The 26,336-nt window shown below is 42.3% G+C and carries 32 protein-coding genes; 18 read left to right on the top strand and 14 right to left on the bottom strand.

Translation table 11 applies throughout. From position 1 onward, the window contains the following. The first annotated feature begins 22 nt into the window (after positions 1–22). The 5 genes from GM182_RS07085 to GM182_RS07065 are packed head-to-tail and all read left to right on the top strand — an operon-like array spanning position 23 to position 4,494. Positions 23–1,048 (top strand): 4Fe-4S dicluster domain-containing protein, encoded by a 1,026-nt coding sequence (locus tag GM182_RS07085; RefSeq protein WP_449186408.1) that lies wholly within the window; start codon positions 23–25, stop codon positions 1,046–1,048. Continuing rightward, positions 1,038–1,898: an iron-sulfur cluster-binding protein gene (locus tag GM182_RS07080; protein WP_449186407.1), complete on the top strand. Its 861-nt coding sequence runs from the start codon at positions 1,038–1,040 to the stop codon at positions 1,896–1,898. Before GM182_RS07085 ends, GM182_RS07080 begins: the two co-directional genes overlap by 11 nt. Positions 1,899–1,911: 13 nt before the next feature. Continuing rightward, positions 1,912–2,709, top strand: coding sequence for an NADH-quinone oxidoreductase subunit B family protein (locus GM182_RS07075; RefSeq protein WP_449186406.1), 798 nt, complete (start codon positions 1,912–1,914; stop codon positions 2,707–2,709). Between the two features lies 1 nt (position 2,710). Continuing rightward, a complete protein-coding gene (locus GM182_RS07070) occupies positions 2,711–4,018 on the top strand; it encodes a Ni/Fe hydrogenase subunit alpha (RefSeq protein ID WP_449186405.1) in 1,308 nt (435 codons plus the stop codon). Positions 4,019–4,020: 2 nt separating this feature from the next. Continuing rightward, positions 4,021–4,494, top strand: a complete 474-nt coding sequence (locus tag GM182_RS07065) for a hydrogenase maturation protease (RefSeq protein WP_449186404.1) — start codon at positions 4,021–4,023, stop codon at positions 4,492–4,494. A gap of 127 nt (positions 4,495–4,621) precedes the next feature. Here the strand turns inward: GM182_RS07065 and GM182_RS07060 are convergent, their stop codons facing one another. Then, positions 4,622–5,056, bottom strand: a complete 435-nt coding sequence (locus GM182_RS07060; RefSeq protein WP_449186403.1) for an OsmC family protein — start codon at positions 5,054–5,056, stop codon at positions 4,622–4,624. 133 nt (positions 5,057–5,189) lie between these two features. Here GM182_RS07060 and GM182_RS07055 point away from each other — a divergent pair, with 133 nt between their 5' ends. Both GM182_RS07055 and GM182_RS07050 read left to right on the top strand, forming a co-directional pair. Beyond that, positions 5,190–5,876 (top strand): GAP family protein, encoded by a 687-nt coding sequence (locus GM182_RS07055; RefSeq protein ID WP_449186402.1) that lies wholly within the window; start codon positions 5,190–5,192, stop codon positions 5,874–5,876. Between the two features lie 12 nt (positions 5,877–5,888). Next, positions 5,889–6,164 (top strand): hypothetical protein, encoded by a 276-nt coding sequence (locus GM182_RS07050; RefSeq protein ID WP_449186401.1) that lies wholly within the window; start codon positions 5,889–5,891, stop codon positions 6,162–6,164. An 8-nt stretch (positions 6,165–6,172) separates the two neighbouring features. On the opposite strand, the gene GM182_RS07045 is transcribed toward GM182_RS07050, so the two are convergent. The 6 genes from GM182_RS07045 to GM182_RS07020 all read right to left on the bottom strand — a co-directional run bounded on the left by GM182_RS07045 (position 6,173) and on the right by GM182_RS07020 (position 9,311). Then, entirely contained in the window at positions 6,173–6,706 is a 534-nt protein-coding gene (locus GM182_RS07045; protein WP_449186400.1) for a hypothetical protein, read from the bottom strand. Beyond that, positions 6,706–7,440, bottom strand: coding sequence for a copper amine oxidase N-terminal domain-containing protein (locus GM182_RS07040; protein WP_449186399.1), 735 nt, complete (start codon positions 7,438–7,440; stop codon positions 6,706–6,708). Before GM182_RS07040 ends, GM182_RS07045 begins: the two co-directional genes overlap by 1 nt. A gap of 51 nt (positions 7,441–7,491) precedes the next feature. Then, positions 7,492–7,692 (bottom strand): DUF3783 domain-containing protein, encoded by a 201-nt coding sequence (locus tag GM182_RS07035; protein ID WP_449186398.1) that lies wholly within the window; start codon positions 7,690–7,692, stop codon positions 7,492–7,494. Beyond that, positions 7,682–8,188 carry a thioredoxin-dependent thiol peroxidase gene (bcp, locus tag GM182_RS07030; RefSeq protein WP_449186397.1) on the bottom strand — a complete coding sequence of 169 codons (507 nt, stop codon included), beginning with the start codon at positions 8,186–8,188 and terminating at the stop codon, positions 7,682–7,684. The genes GM182_RS07035 and bcp overlap by 11 nt, the downstream gene beginning before the upstream one ends. Positions 8,189–8,256: 68 nt before the next feature. Next, on the bottom strand, positions 8,257–8,901 hold the full coding sequence (locus GM182_RS07025; protein ID WP_449186396.1) for a peroxiredoxin: 645 nt from the start codon (positions 8,899–8,901) through the stop codon (positions 8,257–8,259). A gap of 47 nt (positions 8,902–8,948) precedes the next feature. After that, the gene (locus GM182_RS07020) at positions 8,949–9,311 is read right to left on the bottom strand and encodes a class II SORL domain-containing protein (protein WP_449186395.1); all 363 of its coding nucleotides are present in this window, start codon (positions 9,309–9,311) and stop codon (positions 8,949–8,951) included. A gap of 335 nt (positions 9,312–9,646) precedes the next feature. Here GM182_RS07020 and GM182_RS07015 point away from each other — a divergent pair, with 335 nt between their 5' ends. Further along, the gene (locus GM182_RS07015; protein ID WP_449186394.1) at positions 9,647–10,261 is read left to right on the top strand and encodes a TetR/AcrR family transcriptional regulator; all 615 of its coding nucleotides are present in this window, start codon (positions 9,647–9,649) and stop codon (positions 10,259–10,261) included. A 117-nt stretch (positions 10,262–10,378) separates the two neighbouring features. Here GM182_RS07015 and GM182_RS07010 read toward each other — a convergent pair whose 3' ends face one another. Next, positions 10,379–11,467, bottom strand: a complete 1,089-nt coding sequence (locus GM182_RS07010) for a VIT1/CCC1 transporter family protein (protein WP_449186393.1) — start codon at positions 11,465–11,467, stop codon at positions 10,379–10,381. A 60-nt stretch (positions 11,468–11,527) separates the two neighbouring features. Here GM182_RS07010 and GM182_RS07005 point away from each other — a divergent pair, with 60 nt between their 5' ends. Beyond that, the gene (locus tag GM182_RS07005) at positions 11,528–11,953 is read left to right on the top strand and encodes a bacteriohemerythrin (protein WP_449186392.1); all 426 of its coding nucleotides are present in this window, start codon (positions 11,528–11,530) and stop codon (positions 11,951–11,953) included. Positions 11,954–12,021: 68 nt separating this feature from the next. On the opposite strand, the gene GM182_RS07000 is transcribed toward GM182_RS07005, so the two are convergent. Then, positions 12,022–12,231 (bottom strand): cold-shock protein, encoded by a 210-nt coding sequence (locus GM182_RS07000; RefSeq protein WP_449186391.1) that lies wholly within the window; start codon positions 12,229–12,231, stop codon positions 12,022–12,024. Positions 12,232–12,320: 89 nt separating this feature from the next. After that, positions 12,321–13,058 carry an NAD-dependent protein deacetylase gene (gene cobB, locus GM182_RS06995; protein ID WP_449186390.1) on the bottom strand — a complete coding sequence of 246 codons (738 nt, stop codon included), beginning with the start codon at positions 13,056–13,058 and terminating at the stop codon, positions 12,321–12,323. A gap of 69 nt (positions 13,059–13,127) precedes the next feature. Between cobB and GM182_RS06990 the strand changes: the two genes are divergently transcribed. From GM182_RS06990 to GM182_RS06980, 3 genes are all read left to right on the top strand, one after another. Next, the gene (locus tag GM182_RS06990) at positions 13,128–14,591 is read left to right on the top strand and encodes a glycogen/starch synthase (RefSeq protein ID WP_449186389.1); all 1,464 of its coding nucleotides are present in this window, start codon (positions 13,128–13,130) and stop codon (positions 14,589–14,591) included. A gap of 62 nt (positions 14,592–14,653) precedes the next feature. Next, positions 14,654–15,364 (top strand): anaerobic ribonucleoside-triphosphate reductase activating protein, encoded by a 711-nt coding sequence (locus GM182_RS06985; RefSeq protein WP_449186388.1) that lies wholly within the window; start codon positions 14,654–14,656, stop codon positions 15,362–15,364. After that, entirely contained in the window at positions 15,364–15,768 is a 405-nt protein-coding gene (locus GM182_RS06980) for a bactofilin family protein (protein ID WP_449186387.1), read from the top strand. The genes GM182_RS06985 and GM182_RS06980 overlap by 1 nt, the downstream gene beginning before the upstream one ends. On the opposite strand, the gene GM182_RS06975 is transcribed toward GM182_RS06980, so the two are convergent. The 4 genes from GM182_RS06975 to GM182_RS06960 are packed head-to-tail and all read right to left on the bottom strand — an operon-like array spanning position 15,716 to position 19,144. Beyond that, positions 15,716–16,750, bottom strand: a complete 1,035-nt coding sequence (locus tag GM182_RS06975; RefSeq protein WP_449186386.1) for a lysylphosphatidylglycerol synthase transmembrane domain-containing protein — start codon at positions 16,748–16,750, stop codon at positions 15,716–15,718. The two genes, GM182_RS06980 and GM182_RS06975, sit on opposite strands and share 53 nt — an antisense overlap. Further along, positions 16,740–17,465: a CDP-alcohol phosphatidyltransferase family protein gene (locus GM182_RS06970; RefSeq protein ID WP_449186385.1), complete on the bottom strand. Its 726-nt coding sequence runs from the start codon at positions 17,463–17,465 to the stop codon at positions 16,740–16,742. Before GM182_RS06970 ends, GM182_RS06975 begins: the two co-directional genes overlap by 11 nt. Next, complete coding sequence (locus GM182_RS06965; protein ID WP_449186384.1) at positions 17,387–18,070, bottom strand: phosphocholine cytidylyltransferase family protein; 684 nt, start codon at positions 18,068–18,070, stop codon at positions 17,387–17,389. Before GM182_RS06965 ends, GM182_RS06970 begins: the two co-directional genes overlap by 79 nt. Before the next feature lie 3 nt (positions 18,071–18,073). Further along, the gene (locus GM182_RS06960) at positions 18,074–19,144 is read right to left on the bottom strand and encodes a pyridoxal phosphate-dependent aminotransferase (protein ID WP_449186383.1); all 1,071 of its coding nucleotides are present in this window, start codon (positions 19,142–19,144) and stop codon (positions 18,074–18,076) included. A gap of 157 nt (positions 19,145–19,301) precedes the next feature. Here GM182_RS06960 and GM182_RS06955 point away from each other — a divergent pair, with 157 nt between their 5' ends. The 6 genes from GM182_RS06955 (at position 19,302) to GM182_RS06930 (ending at position 26,320) form a co-directional block, all read left to right on the top strand. Next, entirely contained in the window at positions 19,302–21,497 is a 2,196-nt protein-coding gene (locus GM182_RS06955) for a methyl-accepting chemotaxis protein (protein WP_449186382.1), read from the top strand. A gap of 504 nt (positions 21,498–22,001) precedes the next feature. Further along, the gene (locus GM182_RS06950; RefSeq protein WP_449186381.1) at positions 22,002–24,539 is read left to right on the top strand and encodes a S8 family serine peptidase; all 2,538 of its coding nucleotides are present in this window, start codon (positions 22,002–22,004) and stop codon (positions 24,537–24,539) included. Between the two features lie 133 nt (positions 24,540–24,672). Continuing rightward, a complete protein-coding gene (locus tag GM182_RS06945) occupies positions 24,673–24,900 on the top strand; it encodes a DUF5320 domain-containing protein (RefSeq protein WP_449186380.1) in 228 nt (75 codons plus the stop codon). A gap of 18 nt (positions 24,901–24,918) precedes the next feature. Further along, entirely contained in the window at positions 24,919–25,272 is a 354-nt protein-coding gene (locus GM182_RS06940) for a hypothetical protein (protein ID WP_449186379.1), read from the top strand. Positions 25,273–25,449: 177 nt separating this feature from the next. Next, the gene (locus tag GM182_RS06935; protein WP_449186378.1) at positions 25,450–25,974 is read left to right on the top strand and encodes a NifB/NifX family molybdenum-iron cluster-binding protein; all 525 of its coding nucleotides are present in this window, start codon (positions 25,450–25,452) and stop codon (positions 25,972–25,974) included. After that, the gene (locus tag GM182_RS06930; RefSeq protein WP_449186377.1) at positions 25,964–26,320 is read left to right on the top strand and encodes a NifB/NifX family molybdenum-iron cluster-binding protein; all 357 of its coding nucleotides are present in this window, start codon (positions 25,964–25,966) and stop codon (positions 26,318–26,320) included. Before GM182_RS06935 ends, GM182_RS06930 begins: the two co-directional genes overlap by 11 nt. Positions 26,321–26,336 lie beyond the last annotated feature (16 nt).

Below are 26,336 nucleotides of genomic sequence, written 5' to 3'. Positions count from 1 at the left end.
AACTGGTAGAGGAGGGACAGCGGTGCGATACCTAAAACTGAGGTATGAAGACAGGGACCGGTTCTTTGAGGCACTGAAGGACTATGGAGAGATATACGGTCCTGTGAAGATTAGCAAGAAGACCCATGATTTCAGGAAGGTTTCCCGCTTTGATGACATGGATCTGAGATATGTTCGCACTATTTCGCCACCGAAGAAGTTTGTATATCCACCACATGAGGTTATGTTCGAGATTGATAGAGAAAAGGGCAAGGTTTCTATTCCCGAGGAAGACATGGGACCTATTGTTCTCTTTGGCCTTCATCACTGTGATATAGAGGGACTCAAAAGGCTTGACAGCGTGTTTATGGGGTATCCCGCAGATTTTTACTACAGCCGCAGAAGAAAGCATCTGTTTATTGTAGGCTATGATTGTAAGCCCGATGAATTTTGTGCATGTAATGTAACCCATACATCTTTTTCTACCGATGGTTTTGATATTTTCCTTCATCCGCTACCAGATGGATGGCTGGTTAGGGTGTTGTCAGAGAAGGGACAAGCTTTGGCAGATAAGGTGGGCTTGAAAGAGGCTAGTACTGATGACTTCAAGGCATTTGAAAGGTATCAGGAAGATAGAAGAAAGGGCTTTAAGTGGGATATGGATGCATATGTTCTTCGTGGAGTGCTTGAGATGCACAGATATTCTGATATATGGGAAGAGTTGTCTGAAGAGTGTCTTGCATGTGGAAACTGCAATACCACATGTCCTACTTGTAGGTGTTATGAGGTAAGAGATGTTCCTTCTATAGATGGTGTACATGCTATTCAGGAGAGGGTATGGGATTCTTGTCAGTTTGAGCATCATGCCCTTGTTGCCGGTGGTCATAATTTCCGCCCTACGGTGGCCGACAGAATGAAAAACAGATACAACTGTAAGATTTCACCTGCTTATGGAACCACTCTATCTTACTGTGTAGGCTGTGGTAGATGCACAGCTTTCTGCCCTGCAGGTATTAGCTTCTGGAAAAACCTTCAGAAACTCAGTGAGGTGAGCGAGCATGCTAAGTAATCCTCTTCAGCCAAAAAAGGCTGTGATAAAGAAGATATTTAAGGTAACACCGACGGAAAAGATGTTTGTTATATCGTTTGTAGATCCGAAAGACCAAGAGGAGTTTGAAAGAAATTATGATAGGCCGGCAAAATTCGTGCAGGTTAATTTGCCGGGCATAGGAGAGGTACCTATATCTTTATGTTCTCCTCCTACCCAGAAAGGATTTTTCGCCTTGACGATAAGGCGTATCGGAAGGGTGACAACGGTTATACATAATTTGCACGAGGGAGATTATGTATGGATTCGTGGACCTTATGGTAATGGTTTTCCTATAGATGAGTGGAAGGGCAAAGACCTTTTGTTTTTATCAGCGGGGCTTGGTATGGCACCACTGAGAAGTGTATTTCTCTATGCCCTTGATAACCGCTGGGATTATGGCAATATCACACTTATTAACTCTGCACGAACCAAGAGAGACCTCTTATATTACAACGAACTTGAGGCTATAGCCCGTACATATAAGGGTGATGGTGTTAAGGTTATACAGACGGTGACAAGAGAAGAGGTAGAGGGCGTATGCAAAGGTAGGTGCCATCTGTTTATTCCACAGGCCAATGTTGATCCGAAAAATAGTGTTGTTATTATGTGTGGACCTCCTCGTATGTATCAGAGCATATTTGATGAGGTTATTGAGCGTGGTTTTGACCCTGATTACATATATGCCACATTTGAGAGAAGAATGAAGTGCGGTATCGGTAAGTGCGGGCACTGTAATGTGGGAAGCTCTGACAGCATGCTTTACGTATGCAAAGATGGGCCAGTATTTTCCTACAGACAGGTGCAGAGGCACCCAGAACTCATGGAGTAAAGGAGGGGCTGTCATGGAGAAGAAAAAACTAAGAGTGGGTTTTTATCCTACAACATCATGTTACGGGTGCCAGCTCAATGTTCTCAATATAGAAGATAAACTGATTGACATATTTACAGAGGTGGAGATTGTCTGTTTCCACATGGCAACTTCGGCCTCTAAGATAGAGGAATCTGTTGATGTTGCATTTATAGAGGGCGCTGTTGTTACCGAAGATGATGAGCATCTTGTGAGGAAGGTTAGAGAGAAGGCCAAATATGTGGTTGCCATGGGCACATGTGCATGCCATGGTGGTGTGCAAAGTGTCGATATTGGAGCGGGGTTTGACTTAAATGAGGCTATTAAGGCCGTCTATGGTGAGGGTACTACATTTGATATGAAGGTTATGCCGCCAAGACCACTTGATAAGGTTATTGATGTAGATTTTTACCTGCCTGGCTGTCCTATAGAAAAAGATGAGTTTCTCTATTTCCTTGCAACATTTATATGGTCTACTTGGCCCGAGCAGAAAGATTTTCCCGTATGTCAAGAGTGTAGGCAAAAGGGTAATCCCTGTGTTGTCATAGAGGAGGGTAAACCTTGTCTTGGTCCATTCACCGTTGCCGGTTGTGGGGCAAGATGTCCATCTTTGGGGCTTCCTTGCATGGGTTGTCGTGGTCCTATTAGGGAGATTCAGCGTGTAGATGCCATGGCAAAGATGATGGAGAAAAATGGGGTAGATCCACTTGAGGCCATAAAGCGTATGAAGGTATTTGGTGGACATAGTCAGGAGATTCTTGAGAAGTTTAAATCTCTGGTGAGAGGTGAGTAAAGTGGGGAAGATACAGAAGAAAATAATAACTGTTGAACACCTTGCCCGTGTAGAGGGTAGGGGTATGATAGAGGTATACAGAGAGGGAACAAATGTCAAGGCAGTTTTAAGGCTTGTTGAGGGACCAAGGTTCTTTGAATATATCACCAGAGGTAAACCCTATGATGTTGCCACTGATATGTATAGCCGTATATGTGCCATATGCTCGGCCTCTCATAAGCTGACATCTATCATGGCTACAGAGAGGGCATTTGATATCGAGGTTGGCACGCTTACCAAACTGCTCAGAAAGCTCCTTGTGTATGCTTCTTTTATTGAGAGCCATTCTCTTCATGTGTTTTTACTTGCCTTGCCTGATTTCTTGGGTTATCCTGATGCCATAGCTATGGCCGATAAGTATGGAACAGAAGTTACAAAAGGGCTTATGATGAAGAAGGTTGCCAACTACATTCAGGCTATGGTTGGCGGTAGAGAGATTCATCAGGAAAATGCTGTAGTAGGTGGCTTTGGAAGGATACCCACCAGGGAAGAAATGGATAAGGCATATAGACAACTTGAAGAGATTAGAGATACTGCCAAGGTTGCCATAGATATACTGGCTTCGCTCCAGATGCCGAAGTATCTTGATGGTGAGTACAACCATGTGGCACTAAAACAAACAGATGAGTTTGACACCTTTGGCGAGATTGTTACCTCTACAAGTGGGGTGGAATTTCCTGTAGAGGAGTATAGAGAATATCTTATAGAAAAACCAGTCTCCCATTCGTTTGCCAAGTTTGCATATCTTGAGGGTAAGGAGTTCATGGTAGGTGCCTTGTCCCGTTTGGCACTAAATGGTGATACACTTTGGGGTGAATCTTTGAAGATTTATAAAGAGCTTGTGGAGAGTGGAAAGCTGCGCTTTAACAACGCTTTCTATAACAACCTCTCACAGGCCATAGAGCTTCTTTACTTTGTCGATGCCTCTCTGGAGGTGCTGAGAAAACTTCTTGACATGCCCCTTGACAATGACAGGGTAGAGGTTAAACCAAAGGCCGGTAGAGGAGTAGCTATTACAGAGGCACCCAGAGGTATTATCTCCTACACTGTAGAGTATGACGATGATGGTAATGTTGTGTTTGCCGACCTTGTTACTCCTACTGCCTACAACTTCAATATTATGCATAGGGATACCCAGAAGATGGCAGAGGGGGTTCTTTTAGAAAATCCTGATATAGACGATGACGAGCTTGTAAAGTATCTTGAAATGGTGCCAAGGGCATATGACCCATGTATCTCTTGTAGTGTTCATCTTATCAGGGAGGAATAGGCATGATTCTTGTTGTGTTCTTGGGTAACGACGTAATGGGTGATGAGGGCATAGGCTATCATTTGTACAAGTATATGGATGGGCTTATGCCTGAGTATGCCAAAGGAGTTTTTTTACATACTGATGTTCTACGGCTTCCGCATTTCTACAGCGGTGAGGACACACTAGTGTTTGTTGATGCCGTGGTAGGTGAAAACTTCCCATGTGGGAAAGCAAAGTCCATGTCGGCTAAAGATGTGAAAAAACTTGAGGCTTCTATGAAACATGCTCATATGATAGGTGTTATTGACAGTCTTGAGCTGCTTGAAAAAACCATGCCGGAGATTGCCGGTGCCAGAAAAGTGTTTTATCTTATAGGGGTAGATGAAGACAACATAAAACCATCTACAGAGCTATCTCAATGTTTGCGGAAAAACCTCCATGTGCTAAGTGCAGAGCTTTTGAAACTGCTTCATCACCTGCACTATACCTGCTGAGGCATCACCTCTAAGGTTCTTGTTTTTTATTCGGGGGGCATGATGCCCCCACTTTTTGTTTTGGCTATCACTGGTTTGGTTGACAAAAGGCAGAACCGCATTTGCGGTTCTGCCTAAGGGAAGGTTGCTATGCAAGTTCTACTTTTACAGGTGTATGATTGACAAGATTATCTTTTACCGGACATCTTTCTTCTACTATTTCTAACCATTTCTTGAGTGTATCTCTGTCTGCGTCGGCATCTATATATACCTTTAATGTGATTTCTTTGAATCCTGCCCTGTCTTCGGTGGGTTTGCCCATGAATTTCTCAGGGTTCAGTACACCTACAACATCAACTTTGAAGCTGTTGATGGTAATGCCCATTTCCATTGCCACAACTCTTCCTACCATGAGAATACATCCAGCCTGTGCAAGGAGTATTAGCTCTACAGGATTGGGTCCTTTGTCGTCTCCGCCAAGATCTGCAGGTTCATCAAGTGTTAGTGTGTGTTTTCTGATTTTTCCCTCCACTGTAAACTTACCAATTAAATTTGCCGATACTCTAAATTTTACTTCTGCCATCTTAGGCACCTCCAAGTTAGTAGTTTAGGAGATATATTATCTCCTAACTTTAGTCTATCCTACTTTACCCAAATCGGGTATACTCAAAGTGAGTTAAGAAACATGCTTTTATATAAACAAGGTGGTGGATGTTATGGATTTCTGGCTATCACTCTGGGGTCTTGCGCTGGCCGATTCTGTTAATCCGTGTTGCATTAATGCTTTACTGGTTATGCTTACATTGAACATTATTAAGGGTAGTCCTGTTCAGGCACTGAAAAGTGGATTGGCCTTTACACTGGGTATTATTACAGGTTATATGACTCTTGGTGGGGCTCTCTTGTGGGGATACCGACTCTTGCCACCAGGTGTTATCCCGTGGCTCAATCTGATAATAGGTGGTGCCGGTTGTATATTGGCCGTGCTTGCCATTCTTGATGCGTTTCGTGGTAGCAGAGGGCTTACACCAGAAAGTGAAAAGAGCACCATTAGGGCATATTTAGAAAAAGCCACATCACCGGGTAGTAGCTATGTAGTGGGTGTTATTCTATCTTTTCTTCTGCTTCCGTGCTCTATGGGGCCGTATATTGTTTTTAGTTTGAAACTTGCTTCGTACACCTCTTCTCCTGTGCTTCAGTTTTTGCTCCTTCTTCTTTACAACATTATCTTCTCTGTTCCATTCTGGGGACTTTCTATACTTGCCTACATCGTTGGCAACATTAGATTTGTGAAAAAGGCAAAGGGTAAGATGCTGCCATATCTTGAAGTGGTTGCCAGTATTCTTCTTGTTATTATTGCCTTTCCACTACTGAAGGAGGGGTTTATAGCCATCTTCAAGTAGGAGGTGGTATATATGCGTGTAGACTTTGAACTGACAACATGTGGATGCTCTCAGGGTGGTATTGGCAGTGTGAGGGCATACAGGGGCGGTGTAGAGATTCGTAAAGAGATTGTGGGTAGTGTAAGGGATATTGTTGAGTTCATAGAGCATGTAGAGGGGGATAGGTATCTTGTGCGTATAAGAACAAGATTACCTGATGATTTTTTCTTTTTCTTGATTAGATGTCTCAAAGATAGAGGAGCAGATATCAATATTCCTGTTAATAAATGGGGAATAGAGGTGCCATAAGCCCTAGCTCATGGCACCTTGGGAATATTTCGGTAGTAAGATAGGTGTCTATAAATATGATATATTCCTACGACGAAGATGATAGTCGATGATGCAATATGTGCATTACCGTATATTCGTGATGGAGATATTAACAGCATAAGGCCGGATATACCGGATAGTAGAAAACCTATTGCTAATATTACATTAAGACACCAGCATACGATTCTGTTGTTCTTTTTTCTTAATATTTCTGCGGTAGCTACTATGAAGATTCCTATAATTGTTGCAATAAAGAAGTTAACGCTTGAAGAGGATGCGGATTTACTTTGGCTTACATTTGTGTCCTGGGTACCGATATTGTTAGCAGGGGCTGGTTCCGAATGATCGCATATACCGTTGTGGTTGGTGTCTATATAATGAGGGCATTTCCCAGGATATGTGTCATTAGTCTCGCCAAATGGGCAGTCATCCCATGCAAATGTTGGTTGGATGAATAAAATGGTTATTGTTAAAATTGCGATTATGAGGGTAAAAGAGGGTAGCCATCTTCCTAAATTCATTATTGTTCCCCCCTTACTATTGTTATAGATCGGGTGTCTGGATACCACTGAATATTTGCTCCAAAAATTTCTGATACGAATCTTAAGGGCACAAATGTTCTAGATTGGTATATAAATGGAATTCCCATGTTTTTACCATTTAGATTTGTAAGATTCAATTTGGATATATTTCCATTTTGATATAGTTCTACTATGGGACTGCCTGGATACACAAGGTATGGGCCATGTTGTTGTGCCTCTGAAATGGGCATATGAATAATGATCTTGATATTTTCTATAGAGGATGTGATAACTATTTCTCTGGTTTTGTTGTTCCAGTCTACTTTAAGGTTGAGGTTTTCTGCTACAAATCTTAGAGGAACCATTGTTCTGTTTACGGTAGGATCTATGAATGGTGGTACATCAGTTGAAATACTAGAATATGCTACTAGTTTGCCGTTTGAGAATTGAGCATTCCATATGGTAGATGTTTCTATCTTTAATAGTAGAAATATTCCTGTATCAGGGTATGTATATCCTCTAATTTCAGGTGGAGCTTCTGAGTGGTCACATATACCATCATGGTCTGTGTCTATATATCTTCTGCACTTTCCTGGATAATGGTCGTTATGTTCTCCAAAAGGACAGTCTAACCAACCTGAGGTTGAGGTAAAACCGAAACTAGTTGAAGGCATAATCATGAGAATAGTTGCCGTTATTAATACGAATAATCCAAATTGTTTAATTGTCTTCATATATCTTCACCTCCATGTATATATACGGAGGTGAAGATAAGTTTGTGACATCTAATTACACTTATGCTCTTCTATCTCCTCGTGTAATACCTCTATAAGTTTCTCAACTGTCCACTTCTTTGTGTGAAATGTGGGGCGGGCAAAGATGATATCCCGCCCCTGAAACATGGGTTTTATGGCTTTTACAATCTGAGAGATTTCTTCATTTGTGAATCCATCAAGTATAACAACCTTGTAGTTTTTATCCTTCATATTCCTCCACCAGTTTCTTCAGTGTCTCAAGTACTTTTTCCATATGTCCTTTGACCCTGACATTTTTCCACGACTTTACTACCATGCCATCAGGATTTATGATAAAAGTGCTTCTAATAACACCTTCATATTCCCTTCCATAGTTTTTCTTCTTACCCCATGCTCCGTATGCCTTCAGCACTTCTTTTTCAGTGTCTGAAAGCAGTAGTATCTTTAGGTCATGGTCTTCTATAAACTTCTTTATCTTTTCGGGCTTATCGGGGCTGATCCCTATAATGGTGGCACCGAGTTTTTCAAACTCGTCTTTTAGCTCTGTAAATCCTATAGCCTCTTTGGTACATCCGCTTGTATTGGCCTTGGGATAAAAATATAGAACAACCCAGCCTTTCTTGAGATAATCTTTTAGACAGTGGGTATTGCTTTCGCTATCAGGTAAGCAAAACTCTGGTGCTTTCCAAGGTTTCTGCTGCTTTGGACTTTTCTTCTTGCAAGGCATATCTATCCCCTCCCTTTGTGAAAAAAGGGGGCATCAAGCCCCCTAACATGTTTTGTATGTGGAGTATGTTATTTAAGCTCTTTATAGCAGAACCACCAGTCGTAGCACTCAATCTCGCCTTTGGCCTTTGCCTCTTCACGCTCTTTGATCTGGTCAACTGTGCCTGCAGGAGGAACAATAGCCTTGTCGCCGATGAGCTCGTTGTTGGGCCACTTGTGTGGTAGGGCAACACCCTTGGCATCAGATGTCTGCAATGCCTTAACGAGTCGGATAATCTCGTCCCAGTCACGGCCTACCTCTGCTGGGTAGTAAACGATAGCCCTGATGACACCATTGGGATCTACTACAAAGACTGCACGGGCTGTGATTGTGGCACCCTCTGGAATCATGCCAAGTGCCTCGGCAACGTTACCTCTGTCATCTGCGATGACGGGGAACTCAATTTTCTCACCGAGCTTCTCCTCAATCCACTCCATCCACTTGAGGTGGGAGAATACCTGGTCTACACTGAGACCGATAACCTCAACACCGAGCTTCTTGAACTCGTCAAGTCTCTTCTGCATGGCGTAGAACTCAGTTGTACAAACAGGTGTAAAATCAGCTGGGTGACTGAAGAGTATGAACCATTTGCCCTTAAATGCCTCAGGCAGTTTCATCATTCCGTGTGTTGTTTTTACCTCTACTTCTGGAAACTTCTGTCCGATTACGATCATAATCGGTCACCTCCTATTTTATTTTTTGTTGTTTTTGGTCTTTGTGATTAAAACTCGAGTTTCAGTGTGTTTTCCCAAACACCGTGCAGGTTGCAGTAAGACAGTGCAACAAGTGTACCGGGTTTGTCAAACTTGGCAGTAAATACAGCTCTTGGCTCTACGGTGATACCCTGTGCTCCGTGCTCTGTGAATGCTACTCTGCCAATAAGGATAGCCCTATTTGTCTCATCTACAAAGTAGAGCTCTATCCAAGATATGTGATGTTCTGGAGTGTTGGGGTGGGCAATCTCTTCTCCAACCTTTACCTCAATGTCTACAGGTTTGCCCTTTTTCAGTTCTCCAAGAAGCTTGATTGTTGGTACATGCTTTTCTCCCTTGAAGTCTCCGGTCTTAATGGTGTTTCCAAACATCCCTATCCCCTCCTTCTTTTTGTTTTTAGGTGGTCTCCTCAACTTTTGGAACTTTTCTAATGTTAGTGTACCATAACTTTTGTGCGATGTCAAGCATTTGCATGGTGTATTTTTGTATCTATTTATTGTGATGTCAGACCCCCTACATTTATATTTTACTATAGTGGGTGTTAGTTTATTCATAAAATTATCTGGTTGATGCGATTTACTTTATATGACTATAGGCATGTGTTGAGGTCCCTCTAATAAGGTAATATATATTCATAAATATCGAGTTATGGGTATATTAGCAACTGACTGGTCGGTTTGTGTTATAATACATGAGGTGAAAAACTATGAGACATATCAAGAAAATACTTTCTAAGGTAGACAAAGAGGGTAAAGAGACAACGAAGGAAAAAATCGTTAAGGTTGCTATGAAGTTGTTTGCCGAAAAGGGCTATAGTGATACCTCTGTTAATACTATTGTTCGTGAGGCTGGTGTTAGCAAGGGGGCTTTTTTCCATTACTGGAAGAGCAAAGAAGATTTGCTCCGTGAAATGCTTGATACATATATGAGTGAAGTGAAGCAGGCATATAATGCCCTTGCTGGCCTTAATCTGTCACCGAAAGAAAAGATTAGACAGATTTTCCGCTATGTTGAGCAAAAACATAGAGAACATGAGGATTTACCTTATATGCTTGTTGTCTTTATGCGTGTGATATTTACACCGGGCACTCCGCTGCGAGAGAAATATGTTTCCGAGTTTTGGAAGATTATATATGAGTTTATTGAAAAAGAGCTTGGTATCAAGGGTATGCCTAAGGGTAGTGGTATTGTGCTGATTAGTGCTTTGGGTGCTTATTCCCTCTTTAAACTGACCCCTGATCTTATTAAGCTTCCTAACCCCGATGATATTGCCGATGTTATCTGGGATGGAATAAAAAGTGTGGCGAACGCCGAGGGTTAAAGTTGTAGTGGAAAGATGACAGTGTTTTATATCTTATAGCTGTGGGATAGCATAAAACACTCCTCTTTGGCTTTATAAAAAGGGGGAGGAATATCCTCCCCCGGCTGATAGTCTGTTTTACAATGCCCCTATGCCAAAGACCTTATCCATCAATGTACCAAATCCATAGGATATAAGGGCTGCTCCCAGTCCTGTTGTTACCATCTCTGTGGCCTTTTTCTTGGTATCTATGCCAGAGAACATGGCAACAAGGGTGCCAACACTGGCTAGTGCCAAACTGGCCAGTATCACAGAGAAAATGAGTGCGGTAAATGATGTTGGTGCAAGGAAGAAGGGAATAACAGAGAACGATACGCCAAATAGATAGGCAAGGCCGGTATAGAGTGCTGCCCTTATCTCGTTTTCGTCTTCTTCTTCAGGGAGAAGGGCTTTTAGGAGGCCTTCTTCTCTTAGTTTTTCCACAATTTCCTTAGCGACATTTTCGGGAATGCCGTTTTCTACAAGTTTCTCTATTTCTTTTTCGGCTGCTATGTCTGGTGCAACATCGAGAAGTATCTCCATGTTTTTCCTTATACTCTCATTGACCTGTCTTTGGGACCTGACAGAGATAAAAGTGCCTACTGCCATGGATAGAGACCCGGCTACACCGACAATAAGGCCACTAAAACCCACAAGAAATGGCTTATCAGGATAGACAGCAGATAGACCAAAGACGGCACCAAGTATTTCTACTAGCCCGTCGTTCATACCAAGAACAAAGTCTCTAACATTTTCTGTGTGGAAACGCTTTTTCTCCTCGGCAAATATCTTTTCATGCTCCAGCTCTTCAAAGATAATCTGTTTAATGGCACTGACTTCATCTTCTGTAAGGTCTTGATTGGCTTTGAGATATTCATAATATTTATTGACAGCTTGAGATTCACCTAGCTCTAATATAGAAACGGTGGCACCAGCCCCCAGTATTTTACGGAGTAGTTTGGCATAAAGGAGTTTTCCCTTTGATACTTTAGGTGGTTTGACAGATACCCCTCTTTTTTCTAAGAATTTTCTCCAGAATAGTGCATGGTCTGCCTCTACTTTGGCCAGTCTGAGAAACTCCTCTTTTAGCTTCTCATCTGTTTCTATATCTGCAAGGTACTTATATACAACTGAGTCGGTGCTCTCATCTATATAAAAGCTGTACGCTGTTTTCAGGTATTCTTGCATATATTATTTCCCTCCTTTCTTATATATAATGATAATACCAACAGTAAGGAGGAATTTTGTATGGAGATTAAGTGGTCAGACAGTCTCAGTGTAGGGCACCCAACAATAGATAGCCAGCATAAGGAACTTGTTAGACGTATTGCCAAGCTTATCGAACTTATCAATTCTGGAAGTATTACCAATGAGCAGATGGTGGATGTGCTAGGTTTTATTGCAGACTACACCGATGAGCACTTCAGCACAGAGGAAAAGATGATGATTCAGACAGATTATCCAGAATATGAGGCTCATAGACAGCAGCATCTATGGTTCATGAATGAAGTTAATGAGCTTATTAAGGAGTACATGATAAATGGTGTTAGTGAGAAACTACTTGCGGATATTCAGAGGGTGCTTATCGACTGGCTTGTAGGACACATCACCGGTACAGACAAAAAGCTGGGTGCCTATCTTATGGAGAAGGGCGTTGTTGCCCCAGAGGAGTAATTTTCTCTAAAGAAAAAAGGGGAGGTGTAAGCCTCCCCTTTATATCGTTTTCTTTCCTGTCTAAGTTATTACTTTACGCTAACATTGACAGCCTGAGGTCCCTTAGGAGTATCCTTAATCTCGAACTCCACGAGGTCGCCCTCTTCTAGTGTCTTAAAACCGTCACCATTGATGCCAGAGTAATGTACGAAAACATCCTCTCCGCCGTCATTTCTGGTGATGAAACCGTAACCCTTCTTCTCGTTAAACCATTTAACTCTTCCTTCTAACATAATCATGTTCCTCCTAAAGCTTAATTTCTTCTCTCAGGGAAAATTTCTTTTCTCTCTGAGGAGATAACTAACTATAACATGCCCCGTAATAAAAGTCAACCCCTGTTTTTTATCTCCTCAAGTAGTGCTTCTATAACATCTCCAGCTTTCTCGTGAATGACAAGATCTGCCATGCTGTCATAACCAGTTGGTTCCAGGTTGATAATAACGAGTTTGCCACCGGCTTCTTTGACAGTTATGGGTATCATGGCTGCAGGGTATACAGTGAGAGATGAGCCTATAGACAAGACAAGGTCGGCCGCTTCTGCTTCTCTTACTGCACCTATCCACTGGTCCTGTGGTAGTCCCTCGCCAAAGAGCACAACATTAGGCCTGACAATGCCTCCACAGACATCGCAGGTAGGTATGTCTTCTTCAAGGAGCTTTTCTGCTGGGTACTTTTTACCACACCTGTCACAGTATGCTTCTCTAATGTTACCGTGTATCTCATATACTCTCTTGCTACCGGCTTTCTTATGAAGGCCATCTATGTTTTGAGTGATGACAGCCTTTAGCAGTCCCATATTCTCTAGTTCTGCTAAGCCATAGTGCACCCTATTGGGTTTTATGTTTTCCATAGCTGCCAGTCTCATACGGTAAAACTCAAAAAAATCATGGGTGTTGTTCTCAAGGGCCCAACGTGAGGCTATTTCTTCTGCCCTATACTGTTTCCATAAACCATTTGGACCTCTGAAATCTGGTATACCGCTTTCTGTGCTGGCACCGGCTCCTGTAAATGCTATGGCATACTGGCTTTCAAGTATCATATCTGCCAGTTTTTTTATACTCTCCATATGACCACCTCCCTTTACATTCTACAGAAGTACTCTTCGGCTTATAATAAACTTACGGGGTATCCTCCTATGGGGTACCAGATGGGAGGCGATACTATGCTTGTTGCCAAGGCATCGTTTGAATTTTTACCTGTGAAGATTGGTGGATTAGGTGAAGCCGTAACTTCTATTGCAACGTATCTTCAGCGTAGTGGTGATGATGTATGGATGTTTATGCCATCTCATGGTATTCAGCATATGCCAGAGGCTTACCCTCTGAGATTTAGAAAGTTTCTTACATATGAGGCCAGAGTGGGTTCTTCTTGGCAGACTATAGATGTGTGGGAAGGTTGGCGTGATGGTGTTAGGGTGTTTGCCCTATCTGACCCTGTTATGGATAATCCCCATGTATATGGGCCAACAGATGAAGATGTTGTTGATAAGATATTTCACTTTGCCGCAGCGGTTCCAGGACTTATGAACTACCTTATAGCACATGAGGGTAGAAAGCCTAAAGTGTTTCACATACACGACTGGCATACAACACTTGCCGGAGCCCTTATAAAGAAATATTTTCGTATTCCTATTGTGCTTACCATAAATCGTATTTGCTATGGTTCTACAACGATACGCAAGATGTATGAGATGGGATATGGGGAATTTGTAGATGGTCGTTGGCTCTATGGTGAGGGGTTTGACCTTGAAAAGTTTGGTGCTTACAACAGTGACTTCCTCACAACGGTATCGTACTCCTATCTACACGAAGAATGGGATAAGTATTTTCATTTATTTGATGGTAAGGTGACATACGTGTGGAATGGTGCTGATACGGAATACTGGAATCTTGACAATATCAAGTGGAATACAAAACCCAGGGAAGAGAGAAGGCGCATTATCCTTGAAGATATTGGTATGAAAGATGGCATTATGTATCTCTTTGTAGGTAGGTTTGACAGGGCCCAAAAAGGGCTTGATATACTGGCCGATGCTATACGTATGGTGCTTGACGGTAGTAAAGACAGCCCCAACAAGGCGGAGATGAGATTTATCATTGGTGGAGATGGAGATCCGGGGCTGAAAGAACTTGTGTATAATCTTTCCTCGCAATATCCTGATAATGTCTACTACTTTGGAAGGTTTTTAGCCCGTGATGAGGTGAGAGAGCTATATGGGGCATCTGACTTTGTAGTCGTGCCTTCTAAGTTTGAGCCCTTTGGTCTCGTGGCTCTTGAGGCCATGGCTATGGAGGCTGTTCCCATAGCATCAAGGGTAGGGGGCCTGAAGGATATTATTCTTGACATTGTCTCTTATGGTGATAGAGGTACAGGTAAGCTGGTACCACCGTCTGACCCCGGTGCCCTTGCCGATGCTATTATCAGCATGGGCAATCTTGCTGTTTCAACCCCCAAGTTTCTTAGACTCATTGGTCGCAATGGTAGGGAGCATGTTGTTTCTCACTTTACATGGGATAAGGCCATAAAGCGGTATAAGCGTATTTACAACGATATGTTTGCCACTTATTTACCATTTATTAAATATAGAAGACCGCTGTGAGGGTTTGATATACTACTAATCGGTGAGCGGGTCTGGGAAGTCTGAGATAGGAGGGGTTATATATGAAATTTGCATATTTGCAGAAGCTTACGATGGTGGACTTCCCGGGCACCATTAGTGCCACCGTTTTTACCATTGGTTGTAATTTCCGCTGTCCTTTCTGTCATAACCCAGAGCTTGTTGTGCCCCCCCTTGTAGAGGGTATTTATGAAGAAAAAGATGTGCTTGATTTTCTGAAAAAAAGAAAAGGCATGCTAAAGGGGCTATGTATTACCGGTGGAGAGCCAACACTTCACGGTAAAAGTCTTACCAGTTTTATGGAAAAGGTAAAGTCTCTGGGATATAAGCTTAAACTCGATACCAACGGTAGTAATCCTGATATGCTAAATGGTTATATTGAAGAGGGGCTTGTAGACTATGTAGCTATGGATATCAAGACGTCGAGGCAAAACTATTATAGGGCCATTGGTTTGTCAGAAGAGGAAGGTAGAAATATGGTAAAGGCTGTCTCTGAGTCTTTAGATATACTCATGTCTTCTGATATACCATTTGAACTAAGAACAACGGCAGTACCCACATATGTGGATGAAGAAGATTTTTACGATATAGCCCAGTGGATAAAGGGAGCACCCTACTATGCCATTCAACGATACCATAAAGATAAGGTGCTTGATGGGAGTGCATCTCCCGATGATACATACAGTAGAGAAGCACTTGAAAAGTTTGCGGATATTGTAAAACCCCATGTGGGTAAAGTGGAGGTGAGATGGTAGTGGAAAAGAATAAGGCGGTTGTGGGAAAAGAGGATGTATTTATTGTGCCTGAAGGAGAGGTCTACGAAGGAGATATTGTTGTTATGGGTGGTGTTCTTCTTGTCAAGGGCACTATTAAAGGTAATGTAGCATCTCTTCGTGGCAAAGTAAAAATAAGTGGGCATATTGATGGTTCTCTTGCAGCCCTCTATAGTAAAGTTATCCTTTCTGGTTATGTGAAAAATGTGGCTATCTTGTATTCAGAGCTTATTGTGGATGGGGGACATTACGATAATATCGCCATTATGGCATCTTGGGGTGATGTGCTGAGGCCAGCTAAGGTGAAAAATATTGCCATTAAAAATGATCCATTTACATTTCTGAGTTTTGGTCTTCTTCTTGGGTATGCTCTTTCTTTCCTATAAAATCCTCTGGGTTATCGATGCCCGATAGGAGTAAGGCTATCATGCCTGCTCCAATGGGCATATAGTATGCCAGTAATCTCCAGATGCCTACGGCAAGTAGGGCATCTGTTTTGGCTATGCCGGAGGCTGTGAGAATAATTGTCATGGCACCCTCTACACCACCACTGCCACCGGGGGTTGGCATAAGCCCTCCGATGATATCGGATATCAGGGCTAGCTCAAAAGTGCTAATGACATTGATGGTGGGCTCAAGATAATAAAGCACAACAATAAGAGGAGAGATAAATAGCACCATTTGGATGAAGGATAGAATAGCCCCTATGATAAGTGTAGAATGCTTTGTTGTTCGCCAGATTTTTCTAAAGAGTATGAGCTCTCCCGCTAATTTTCTATAGAACTTTTGGTACTTCTTGTATATAAGATTTCGCAATCCTTTCATGGGACCACTACGCCATATCTTTCGTGAGGCCATAAGAAAATATGTGAGTATCAGTAGAAGCACAAGTCCAAAGGCCAACCATGCAAAGTGACCTATCCTCATGTGTCCTACGCGGTTTATAGCAGGAATACCCAATGCTATAGCCATGATGATAGCTATCTGAAACATGAAACTACGTATAACAATAACGCCAGTGGCTACTCCGGGAGGCATTTCCATAAGAGATAGATAGTAGATTTGAAATGCCTGTCCACCACTCTGGAAAGGTGTAATGTAGTGGAATAAGTAACTGGCGATAGTGAATTTTACAAGGGATAGATACTTGGGTTTGTACCCTTTTTCTCTTATCAGTATATAGAATATTAGCCCCTCAATGAACCACTTGATGACAATAAGTGATGCACCTATGAGCCATATGTAGGCGGGTATTGTGTGAAGTAGCTTTAAAGCTGTAAATATGTCCTTATCTCCTACTATGATAAATGCCGATAGAGATAAGACGATTGCTATGAATATGTTCCTGACAAGGTGCTTATTCTTCACCTGTTATCACTCCATGGATTGTCATGATGAGTGTCATAATAGGGTGAAAAATTGCCAAAATCCATAGTCCCCATAAGGGTTTGCCTATGAGTGGGAGTATAAAGAAGCCCACTGTTTCCAGCTCAATCCATGTGGGTATTTTCCAGAAAGGCCCTGAAGATATCCACTGGTTGATGCTTTCTCCACCTTTCATGGCACTTTCTACACTCTTGGTATATAGCCATACACCGGCTCCAAAGGAAATGCTATAAATCATACCCAGTAACATGGTGGTACTATTTCCACCAAGCCCATGAACAAGGCCCCACATACTACCTATGAGCCTTATGCTATCTGTCCATACTTCAAGTGCAACCCCTAATTTCGATGTCTTCTTTGCAATGCGAGCGGTGGGACCATCAACACAGTCGAGTATAAATGCCAGCTCAAAGAGAAGTGCTCCCCATAAAAAACTGCCTTGCCAGAATGCATATACCCCTCCGATAGCCGATGCCATAGAAAGCAGAGAGATAGTATTGGGGTGGAGGTGCAGCCAGTTTATGTTGATATACACAAGAAAGCCATAGATGTATCTGAGAAAGAAGTATTCCCATATAGGAAGAGGTTTTCCAAGATTATCCAGTACTTCTTTATATGTCAGATGAGGCCAATCTCTTTGGCTCGCTGTAGATCCTCCCTTGTGTCTATCTCTGCCCAGTGTATTTTCTCTACCCATATAGGTTTGACGCACTCCTTCGTTAAAATTTCTGTTAGCACATCTTCATAATAACCCATAATATGTTTTTCTCTGTCAAAGTGCCATATATAATTATCTACCATTTTAGCAGACAGTTTTTGCATGCCTACTGTCTCACCATCACCGTTTATACCTTTACCGAGCCTTACAATGCAACCATCTTCTATCTTTGCCTTCATTGCCTCTTCGTCAAGTTCTGTCTTGCTGACAAGAAACGCGCTGCCCCCTATGCCTGCAAGTTTTTCTACGTACTCTTTTTTTATGACAACATCCCCGTCGGTAAGAATGACATCTTGTTTTTCTGGTACAACCATAAGGCCCAGCAGTGCCGAGAGGCTGTTACCTGTATCGGCGTATTCTGGATTCTGAATGGTCATAACATCATCTTTATCCTCTGCCCATGATTCTACATAGTGATATCCGTGTCCTCCTACGATAACAAACATGTCTGTATAAGGCTTCAGCATGCGATAGAGCCTGTCAAGGAATGTTTCGTTTCCTATGGATACAAGAGGCTTAGGTTTATCTGTGTCTTCTCTCTCAAGTCTTGTTCCCAGACCTGCTGCAAGTATCACTGTCCACATCTTTTACAACACTTCCTTCAATGTTCTAATAAAGCCTTCCATAATGGTTTTTTTCCAGATAGATACCCTCATATACTTCGCCATACGTGGGTCGGTATAGAAGCGTGTAATATAACCTCGCTCGTGCAGTCTCTCATAAAGCACTTTGGGATCGATTGTTGGCTTAAATAATACAAAGTTTCCATATGAAGGACCTATCACATGAAAACCTAATTCTCTGAGACTATTTTCCACATATGCCCTGCTTTCCATGATGTCTCTAGCAGCTTGGCGATACTCTTCTATGTGTTCTAAACTTTTCAATGCTGCCATCTGAGATATAAATGTTAGGTCTTTGATACGCTGGAGTATACGGAGATGGTGGGCTATTGTCTTGTTGACGGTGGTAAACCCTATACGCAGACCGGCAAGGCCAAATAGTTTAGAGAATGTGCGCGTAACCGCAATATTGGGGTATTTTTCTACCAAGGGTAGTGCCCCTGTAAATGTGATGTCGGCAAAATGTATATATGCCTCATCGATGATGATGAGAGAGTCTTGGGCTTCTTCGGCTAGTCTGTTTAGTTCAGATGGTGGTATAAATTGTCCTGATGGATTGTGTGGATTGGAGAAATATATAATAGCGGGATGATATTTATAGTATGCCTGTAGTAGGGTGTCTACGCTAAGGTTATTAATAGGGTCAACCTCTATGTATTGTATATTTAGACCGTGTGTCTGGGCAAACAAGACAGTATTTCCATATTCGGGTAGCCTCATGATGATAGTATCTCCCGGTTCGGAAAATGTCCTTATAAGGTTGTCTATACCATTGTCTGAGCCGGGATAGAGTAGAACCTCAACATTTTCTCCCATGTCATGCACTTGCTTAATGGTTTCTATAAGCTGTGGAACTTCTCCCGGTGGATAATGCCTTGCGATGAGATCTATGCTAAGGGACTTTATGTATTCTATAACATGGGGTGATATAAAATCACCTTCGTTCATACCGAGTCTGATTATATCTTCTATATTGTCAGGCCATCCCGGCGATGAGTAGGCCTCTGCCGACGCTATATACTTGTTTATTTTCACAGCACACCACGCCTCCAAGAATATTCTGATAAATTATACAGCATTTAACGGGGAAAGAATATATTAGAGTAGTTGCTGGTATGTCCTTAATAAACACTCGAGTTTTAACTTTTTTGATATCATAGTGTGGGGATACTAAGTGTGGAGGTGAGGAGTGTTGAGTATAAAAATGAAAACTATTGTTGCCACAGTGGCGATAGTGATTGTGGCAGCGATAGTTATTGCTTGGTTGTCTATTTCTTATTCTTCTAAGAGCCTTTTGGCCAGCGAGAAGGGTAAACTTATTGTTGCAAGGGATAATAGGACTATTACTCTCCATCAGTATTTTAATCAGTTGGATAGGGTGCTTTATGCACTTTCTCAAAATAATGATATTGTTTCTGCTGTTACAAGTTTCTCTACAGCTTTTTATGAAATAGCTGATACAGCTACTGAGCGTATGGAACTTTTGCAGAAGGCATATATAGAGCTGAATCCTAATCCACCGGGACAGAAAAATAAACTTGTAACAATCCGCTCTATAGATGGAATTCCTGATGATCTTGTTTCTAAACTGTATTCTTATGATGATTATCATTCCTATTATCATCCTATTCTTGAAAAGCTTAGAGAGGCCAATAAGTTTTACGATATATTTCTCATTGATACCGATGGTAATGTCGTATATACAGCCTACAAGGAAAAAGATTTTGCCACTAATCTTGTAGATGGTCCATGGAAGGATTCTAATCTGGCCAAGTTATACAAGCTGTTGAAAACGGCTACAACCGGTGTTCACTATGTAGATTTTGCCAAGTATGCTCCCAGTGGCGGTATTCCTGCTGCATTTGCGGGTATTGCCCTTGCCGATGAATATGGGCAAGTTGTTGGCTTCTTGGCCGTACAAATTAATATTGATGATATCAACTCCATTATGACCAATACGGCAGGTATGGGTGACACTGGGCAGACATACATTGTTGGCCCAGATGGGTACCTCAGAAGTGCTACCCGGTTTGATAAAGATGCCATTTTGAAGCAAAAGATAAAGATGGATGCACTTGATGAGATATTCAAGAATCATGCTACAGGTGTTGAAGAAGATATAGATTACCGAGGGCACAAGGTGCTTGTTGCCTATATGCCATTTGAACATCATGAAATCAAGTGGGGTATTATAGCCCAGAAGGATATGTCAGAAATTCTTGCCCCTGTAGGCAATCTGAGAAATGCCATTATTATTGCCACCGTTATTGTCTTGGTTATTGCAGCTCTTATGTCTGCAGTCTTTGTGTCCAAGATGCTTGCACCTCTTGGTACTCTTCAGAAAAAGATACTGCAATTTGCCAGTGGAGATTTGACAGTGGACTTTACCGACTATAAGGCAAATGATGAGGTTGGTCAGATATATAGGGCTATGGATCATGCTGAGAAGTCCTTTAGGAATCTTATAGGTGATGTTCACGAATCTGCCAATAAGCTTGCACATAAGGCAGAAGATCTTGCTGCTATTTCTGAGGAAACGATGGCTTCTACCGAAGAGGTTGCCGCACAGGCAGAAGATGTTAAGACTGTTACTAACGAATCTATGGAAGGTGTAGTGGCCGTTGAAGATGGTATTACTCAGGTTGCAGCAGCAGCGGCGTCTGTTGCCGATGCCGCAACAAATCTTGCTACACAGGCTGAGGGTGTGGCAAATGGTGCCGAAGAAGGTCAGAAGATGATAGAAGAAGTTATCACCGCTGTTGCCGGCATTAAGGATGCTACACACCTTGAGTCTCAGAAAATAGCAGAGCTAGTAGAGGCGGCTAGCAATATTGGCCAGATTGTGAAAACCATTTCAGACATCGCTGAGCAGACAAATCTTCTTGCCCTTAACGCCGCTATAGAGGCAGCTCGTGCGGGAGAGGCAGGAAGAGGTTTTGCCGTTGTTGCCGATGAGATTAGAAAATTGGCCGAACAGTCCAAAGAGGCTACAGAAAACATTGCACAGATGCTCAGGCATATACAGATGTCTACGAAAGATGTTGAAAAAACGACGGCAGAGGTTGTTGAGGCTGTTGACAAGACAGCACAACTTGCCACCAATGTTGGTGAAAAGTTTGTTCATATTGTTGATATGATTCGTGATATGTCTGCCATGATAGAAAATACAGCGGCAGCAGCCCAGGAGCAGAGTGCCGCTGCTAGAGAGATTACAGAGTCTGTAACCACTGTCAGGCAGTCTCTTGAGCGGGTAAAGATGAGTGTTGAGAATATAGCTGATGCTATTAGGCAGCAGGCCCAATCTGCGGAACTTGTAGCCCGCAGTGGTGAAGAACTGACTCAGATTGTGGCAGCACTGAACGACAAAATAAAAGCCTTCAAGTTGTAGGACACCCCCCTACAGCACTTGATACTAGGGAGCCCGATAGGGCTCCCTCCTCTTTTTTTGAAAAAGAATAGTTTTTTTTGAAAAGCATAGCTAAGCAGATTGTTTTCAAAAAGATTCATGATGACAGTAAAAATAAATATTTATCTTGTGTATTGATGTGAAGTTTCTTTACATATTTAATTTATGCATTGTTGATTTTATCATATGATACTGATATGTATCTGTATGATAGTGAATATAGGGATGTTCCTTGCGAATTTTGTTTTATATATGTATGCAGATAAATGGTATATGTAGGTGCATATTTTATGTGCTGATAGGATACGGTTTTTGTCTGTTTGTGTGATCGCTACATGACTAAGTGTATGCATTAAAGCTTTGCATTCAAAATGTTTCTATGAGCATGTTTTTGCATTTATATTTCTAATATATGAGAAAGAATGTAATTTTTGAAGGGTGTGTTTGTAAAATAAATTTGCATCACTTTTGAAAGGAGGTAGTACTATGAAGAAAGTACTAATTGTGTTTACTTTGCTGGCCTTAACCTTATCCCTTCTATCAGTTCCAGTTGTTCCAGGCTCAGTGAAGACAATAAACGCTCAAGTAAAGCCTCAGTTATATCTTAAGAATGGTACGCCACCCAAGATTAAACCGGGTAAAAGCTATGAGGATGGGCTTTATATTGTTCAATTTAAGGCTCCAGTAAAGGCCGAATGGAAGTCTACTCTTGCTAAGATAGGGGTATCTATTGGTGACTATGTACCTGATTATGCATTCATTGTTAAGGCTAATGGGAATCAGTTAAAGGAGATTTCTAAATTGCCTTATGTTAGTGCTGTCTATGAATATCCTTATGAGTATAGAATTTCTAAAAAGGCTAGAGGGGCTAACGACCTTCTAGTAAAAACCTTGGCTCAAGGGAAAGGAAAGACCTACAGAATTAAGGGCAAGAAAGCCGAAGATGTATTTAAAATGGATCCGTTTGTTTCATGGGTTGAAGCTGTTCCCGTGAGAAAGCTTTACAATGATGTGGCGGCACAGATTATAGAAGTTGATCCAACCGCTTGGTCTTATTCCGCAGAGAGTTTAACAGGAAAAGGCCAGATTGTTGGTATTGCAGATACTGGTGTTGATACTGGTGACATGGATACCTTGCACCCCGATTTGAAAGACGCTCTGCTGAAAGTTTACGCTTTGGGTAGAACCAATGATTGGTCGGATCCTGCTGCACACGGCACACACGTTTTTGGTTCAGTTGCCGGCAGGGGTGTGGCATCAGATGGAAAGATTAAAGGTATGGCTCCAGAGGCCCAGGTTGTTTTTCAGTCTGTTCTAGATTCTCGTGGTGGACTTGGAGGTTTGCCAAATGATTTGAATGATCTCTTTATTACTCCTTATCAAGATGGTGCTCGTATTCATACAAACTCTTGGGGATGTCCATTGGAATATTGTGGTAACGCATATGATACAGAGTCACAGCAAGTTGATGAGTTTACGTGGAATTACTCCGATATGACTATTCTGTTTGCAGCGGGTAATGATGGTTATGATTATGATAATAACAAGGTTGTATATGATTCTGTTACTCCTCCGTCTACGGCCAAGAATTGTATAACTGTTGGTGCGTCTGAAAGTTATAGAGTTGGTAATCCTTATATTCCAGATGATTACGAATTTTATGCAGATAATATAAATGAAATAGCATTGTTCTCTTCCCGTGGTTGGACATCTGATGGTAGAATCAAGCCCGATGTTGTTGCTCCCGGTACCTGGATATTGTCAGTAAAGTCTCAAGTTGCAGATGATAGTGAATTTTGGCCTGGTGATACGGTTGAAGGTGACGGTGGAGATTATGCATGGATGGGTGGCACCTCTATGGCTACTCCTATAACCGCTGGTTTTGTTGCAGTGGTTAGGCAGTATCTACAAGATATTGTTGGTATCAAAGATCCATCTTCTTCTTTAATCAAGGCACTTCTAATAGCTACTGCTAAACCATTAGGTGATGCTGTTGTTTCTAAGGATTATGGTTGGGGTAGGATTAGTATGGATAATATACTTAATGGAAATAACCTGCTACTTGATGAGAGTGATACAACTTCTCTGAACACAGGTGATAGTTGGACTTATACCTTTGATGTAAAGGAATCTGGGAATGTCAAAGTTGTGCTTGTGTGGAGAGATTATCCTGGTTCTCCAGAAGCCTCTAAGTATCTGGTCAATGATCTTGACCTTCAAGTAACAACTCCTAATGGTACCTCTTACTATGGAAACTATATGCTTTATGATTCTCCAGATAGGATAAACAATGTAGAAGTTGTATATTTGCCGGATGCGGCTGTTGGAACCTATACGATTAAGGTGACAGGATATAATGTTCCAGAGGGTCCCCAGCCATTTGCTATAGTAGTTTCTGGAGCATCTGCTGGTTCCTCTTCATCTGATGATGATAACAGTGGAGAAGATGATACACAGGCTCCAAGCGTTAGCATTACATCTCCAGAAGATGGTAGTACTCTTAGCGGTAATGTTACTGTCACCGTTAGTGCATCTGATAATGTAGGTGTTTCTAAAGTTGAGCTTTATGTTAATGATGACTTGTATGCTACAGATACTACCTCACCTTACGAATTTGTTATAGATACATCTAAGTACGATGATGGAGAATATACTATTACGGCTAAAGCCTATGATTCTGCTGGTAATTCGGCAGAATCATCTATTAAAGTAACATTCTCCAATAGCAGCGATACGGAAGAGGATAATGTAGCCCCATCAGTTACGATAACTTCTCCTGATGATGGTAGTTCTGTTAGAGGTAGTGCAGTTTATGTCTATTTCAGTGTTTCCGATAATGTTGGGGTTAAATCTGTAGAGGTATATGTTGATGGATCCTTATATACTAGTGAGGAGGTATCTGACGGAGATTATTATGTTGCACTATCTCTTACAAGAGGATGGCATACTATAACTGTTAAGGCATATGATGCAGCTGGTAATGTTGGGGAGGATTCTATTAGTATCTATAAGTTGGGAAGATAAAACAACAAAAATAGTTTTAAATAGGGGCGAGACTACTCTCGCCCCTTATTTTGTATGTTTTGAAATATAGTGTATACATTTTGTATGTATATGGTATAATCTACATAGAGAAAAAACATGGGAGGTGGTCAGAATGTGGTTCTGGGGTAGAGGATCAGGATGGGGATGGCGCCGTGGATGGGCTGCTTGGGGATATGGCCCATACGGCTATGTCGATCCTCAGTATGCTGCAGAGATGGAAAAACAGTGGCTTAGACAGTATGAGGCCTATCTTGAGGCAGAGCTGAGACTTGTTAGAGAAAGACTTGCTCAACTAGAGGGCAGGGTGCCTCCTGCACCACCTGCCGAACCTGAAGTGTAATAAAGGGAGGTGAGTAGTATGCCTTATGGAGATTGCACAGGACCAGATGGACTTGGTCCAGTATGGGCCAGAGGAGGATATGGTTATCCTGCTACACCGGTAAACTATGCTGGAGGATATAGAAGACCTTATGGATGGTTTGCCCCTTACTATAACTGGGGTTATGCCCTTGGCCGTGGCCTTGGTAGATGGTTCGGTGGCTTCTTTGGTGGATACGGCATGGGCTTTGGCCGTGGAAGAGGTCGTGGCTGGGGCCGTGGTATGGGATACGGTATGGGATATGGCCGTGGTTTTGGCCGTAGAGGCGGAAGAGGCTTTGGCGGTCGTGGCGGTTTTGGCCGTGGAAGAGGACGCGGTGGATGGGGTTGGTAATACCCCTTATCCTTTAAGCACAAGGGGCGGGGTGTCCGCCCCTTTTTCTTTGTAGAAAAGTTTACAGATGTTGGTGTGAAAATACGTTGTGATATTCATATGAGATGTATACACTTTTTATATATGTGGTATACTTGAAAGTGTGAATATATATAAACTTTTTGGGAGGTGGTTAGTATGGTAGTTATACTATCTGAAGGTCCAGATATTAATAGCCCGGTAGCAAGCAGATTTGCCCGTGCTCCATATATAGGTTGGGTGCAGCCAGATGGTTCTGTTCAGTTTGAACCGAACCCAATGCTGAACGAGGCACACGGTGCCGGTCCAAGATTTGTCATGATGCTTTCTGAGGCCGGTGTTACCGATGTTATATCTGGTGCAGTACCTGGTACCAATGCCATGACAGCCCTCATGGAAGTGGGTATCAATATGTGGGATGCATCTGGTATGACAGTAGCACAGGCCCTTGAGGCTTTTAGGAATGGTGCCCTTCAGCCTACGCCAGTAGCCGGTCGCCCTGGTGGTGGCATGGGTCCTGGCATGGGTGGAGGTTTCGGAGGCGGCTTCGGTGGAGGCCGTGGTAGAGGCATGGGCGGAGGTTTCGGTGGTGGCCGTGGAATGGGTGGCGGCCGAGGCTTTGGCGGCGGTCGTGGTATGGGCCGTGGCAGAGGAGGATTTGGAGGTGGCAGAGGTGGCTGGTAATTTCTGCGTCTTTGCCACCTCTCCCTCTGAAAATGCTAAGCTATTCAAAGGTTTTTGTAAGGTGCCGTTTATTGGATTTGTTGAGGGCGATGAGATTGTATGGATAGAAAACCCCTTTGTGGAAGATAGTGGTGTTGCCTCTATTTTTCTGAAATTTTTACTTGACAAGGGTATTACCGAGATTGTCTCTGGCGATGCCCCGGGTGCCGGTGTGTTTCCCATACTAGAGCGTGCCGGTATTACCGCATATAAATATGACGGAACAGTAAAAGATGCTATAGATGCCTACAGAAATGGCAAACTTGTGCCTGTAAAAGACGGATTTCCCAAAGGTGATTGCAGATAACAGAAAGGTGGTGAAG

The sequence above is a fragment of the Zhurongbacter thermophilus genome, from assembly GCF_026184435.1.
Classification (GTDB): Bacteria; Coprothermobacterota; Coprothermobacteria; order Coprothermobacterales; family JAADFF01; genus JAADFF01.
The sequence above is the reverse complement of the archived record's forward strand: the minus strand, read 5'-3'. Positions and strand labels throughout refer to the sequence as shown.

What these genes read in the sequence shown, in the direction of transcription:
- GM182_RS07000 (WP_449186391.1), bottom strand. Translation starts at nt 12,231, where the DNA reads ATGATTATGTTAGAAGGAAGAGTTAAATGGTTTAACGAGAAGAAGGGT.
- GM182_RS07040 (WP_449186399.1), bottom strand. Translation starts at nt 7,440, where the DNA reads ATGAAGACAATTAAACAATTTGGATTATTCGTATTAATAACGGCAACT.
- GM182_RS06985 (WP_449186388.1), top strand. Translation starts at nt 14,654, where the DNA reads ATGAAATTTGCATATTTGCAGAAGCTTACGATGGTGGACTTCCCGGGC.
- GM182_RS06945 (WP_449186380.1), top strand. Translation starts at nt 24,673, where the DNA reads ATGTGGTTCTGGGGTAGAGGATCAGGATGGGGATGGCGCCGTGGATGG.
- GM182_RS06935 (WP_449186378.1), top strand. Translation starts at nt 25,450, where the DNA reads ATGGTAGTTATACTATCTGAAGGTCCAGATATTAATAGCCCGGTAGCA.
- GM182_RS07060 (WP_449186403.1), bottom strand. Translation starts at nt 5,056, where the DNA reads ATGGCAGAAGTAAAATTTAGAGTATCGGCAAATTTAATTGGTAAGTTT.
- GM182_RS06965 (WP_449186384.1), bottom strand. Translation starts at nt 18,070, where the DNA reads ATGTGGACAGTGATACTTGCAGCAGGTCTGGGAACAAGACTTGAGAGA.
- GM182_RS07010 (WP_449186393.1), bottom strand. Translation starts at nt 11,467, where the DNA reads ATGCAAGAATACCTGAAAACAGCGTACAGCTTTTATATAGATGAGAGC.
- GM182_RS07020 (WP_449186395.1), bottom strand. Translation starts at nt 9,311, where the DNA reads ATGTTTGGAAACACCATTAAGACCGGAGACTTCAAGGGAGAAAAGCAT.
- GM182_RS07015 (WP_449186394.1), top strand. Translation starts at nt 9,647, where the DNA reads ATGAGACATATCAAGAAAATACTTTCTAAGGTAGACAAAGAGGGTAAA.
- GM182_RS07025 (WP_449186396.1), bottom strand. Translation starts at nt 8,901, where the DNA reads ATGATCGTAATCGGACAGAAGTTTCCAGAAGTAGAGGTAAAAACAACA.
- GM182_RS07055 (WP_449186402.1), top strand. Translation starts at nt 5,190, where the DNA reads ATGGATTTCTGGCTATCACTCTGGGGTCTTGCGCTGGCCGATTCTGTT.
- GM182_RS07050 (WP_449186401.1), top strand. Translation starts at nt 5,889, where the DNA reads ATGCGTGTAGACTTTGAACTGACAACATGTGGATGCTCTCAGGGTGGT.
- GM182_RS06950 (WP_449186381.1), top strand. Translation starts at nt 22,002, where the DNA reads ATGAAGAAAGTACTAATTGTGTTTACTTTGCTGGCCTTAACCTTATCC.
- GM182_RS07075 (WP_449186406.1), top strand. Translation starts at nt 1,912, where the DNA reads ATGGAGAAGAAAAAACTAAGAGTGGGTTTTTATCCTACAACATCATGT.
- bcp (WP_449186397.1), bottom strand. Translation starts at nt 8,188, where the DNA reads ATGCCTTGCAAGAAGAAAAGTCCAAAGCAGCAGAAACCTTGGAAAGCA.
- cobB (WP_449186390.1), bottom strand. Translation starts at nt 13,058, where the DNA reads ATGGAGAGTATAAAAAAACTGGCAGATATGATACTTGAAAGCCAGTAT.
- GM182_RS07005 (WP_449186392.1), top strand. Translation starts at nt 11,528, where the DNA reads ATGGAGATTAAGTGGTCAGACAGTCTCAGTGTAGGGCACCCAACAATA.
- GM182_RS06970 (WP_449186385.1), bottom strand. Translation starts at nt 17,465, where the DNA reads ATGGGTAGAGAAAATACACTGGGCAGAGATAGACACAAGGGAGGATCT.
- GM182_RS06940 (WP_449186379.1), top strand. Translation starts at nt 24,919, where the DNA reads ATGCCTTATGGAGATTGCACAGGACCAGATGGACTTGGTCCAGTATGG.
- GM182_RS07035 (WP_449186398.1), bottom strand. Translation starts at nt 7,692, where the DNA reads ATGAAGGATAAAAACTACAAGGTTGTTATACTTGATGGATTCACAAAT.
- GM182_RS07045 (WP_449186400.1), bottom strand. Translation starts at nt 6,706, where the DNA reads ATGAATTTAGGAAGATGGCTACCCTCTTTTACCCTCATAATCGCAATT.
- GM182_RS07080 (WP_449186407.1), top strand. Translation starts at nt 1,038, where the DNA reads ATGCTAAGTAATCCTCTTCAGCCAAAAAAGGCTGTGATAAAGAAGATA.
- GM182_RS07065 (WP_449186404.1), top strand. Translation starts at nt 4,021, where the DNA reads ATGATTCTTGTTGTGTTCTTGGGTAACGACGTAATGGGTGATGAGGGC.
- GM182_RS06990 (WP_449186389.1), top strand. Translation starts at nt 13,128, where the DNA reads ATGGGGTACCAGATGGGAGGCGATACTATGCTTGTTGCCAAGGCATCG.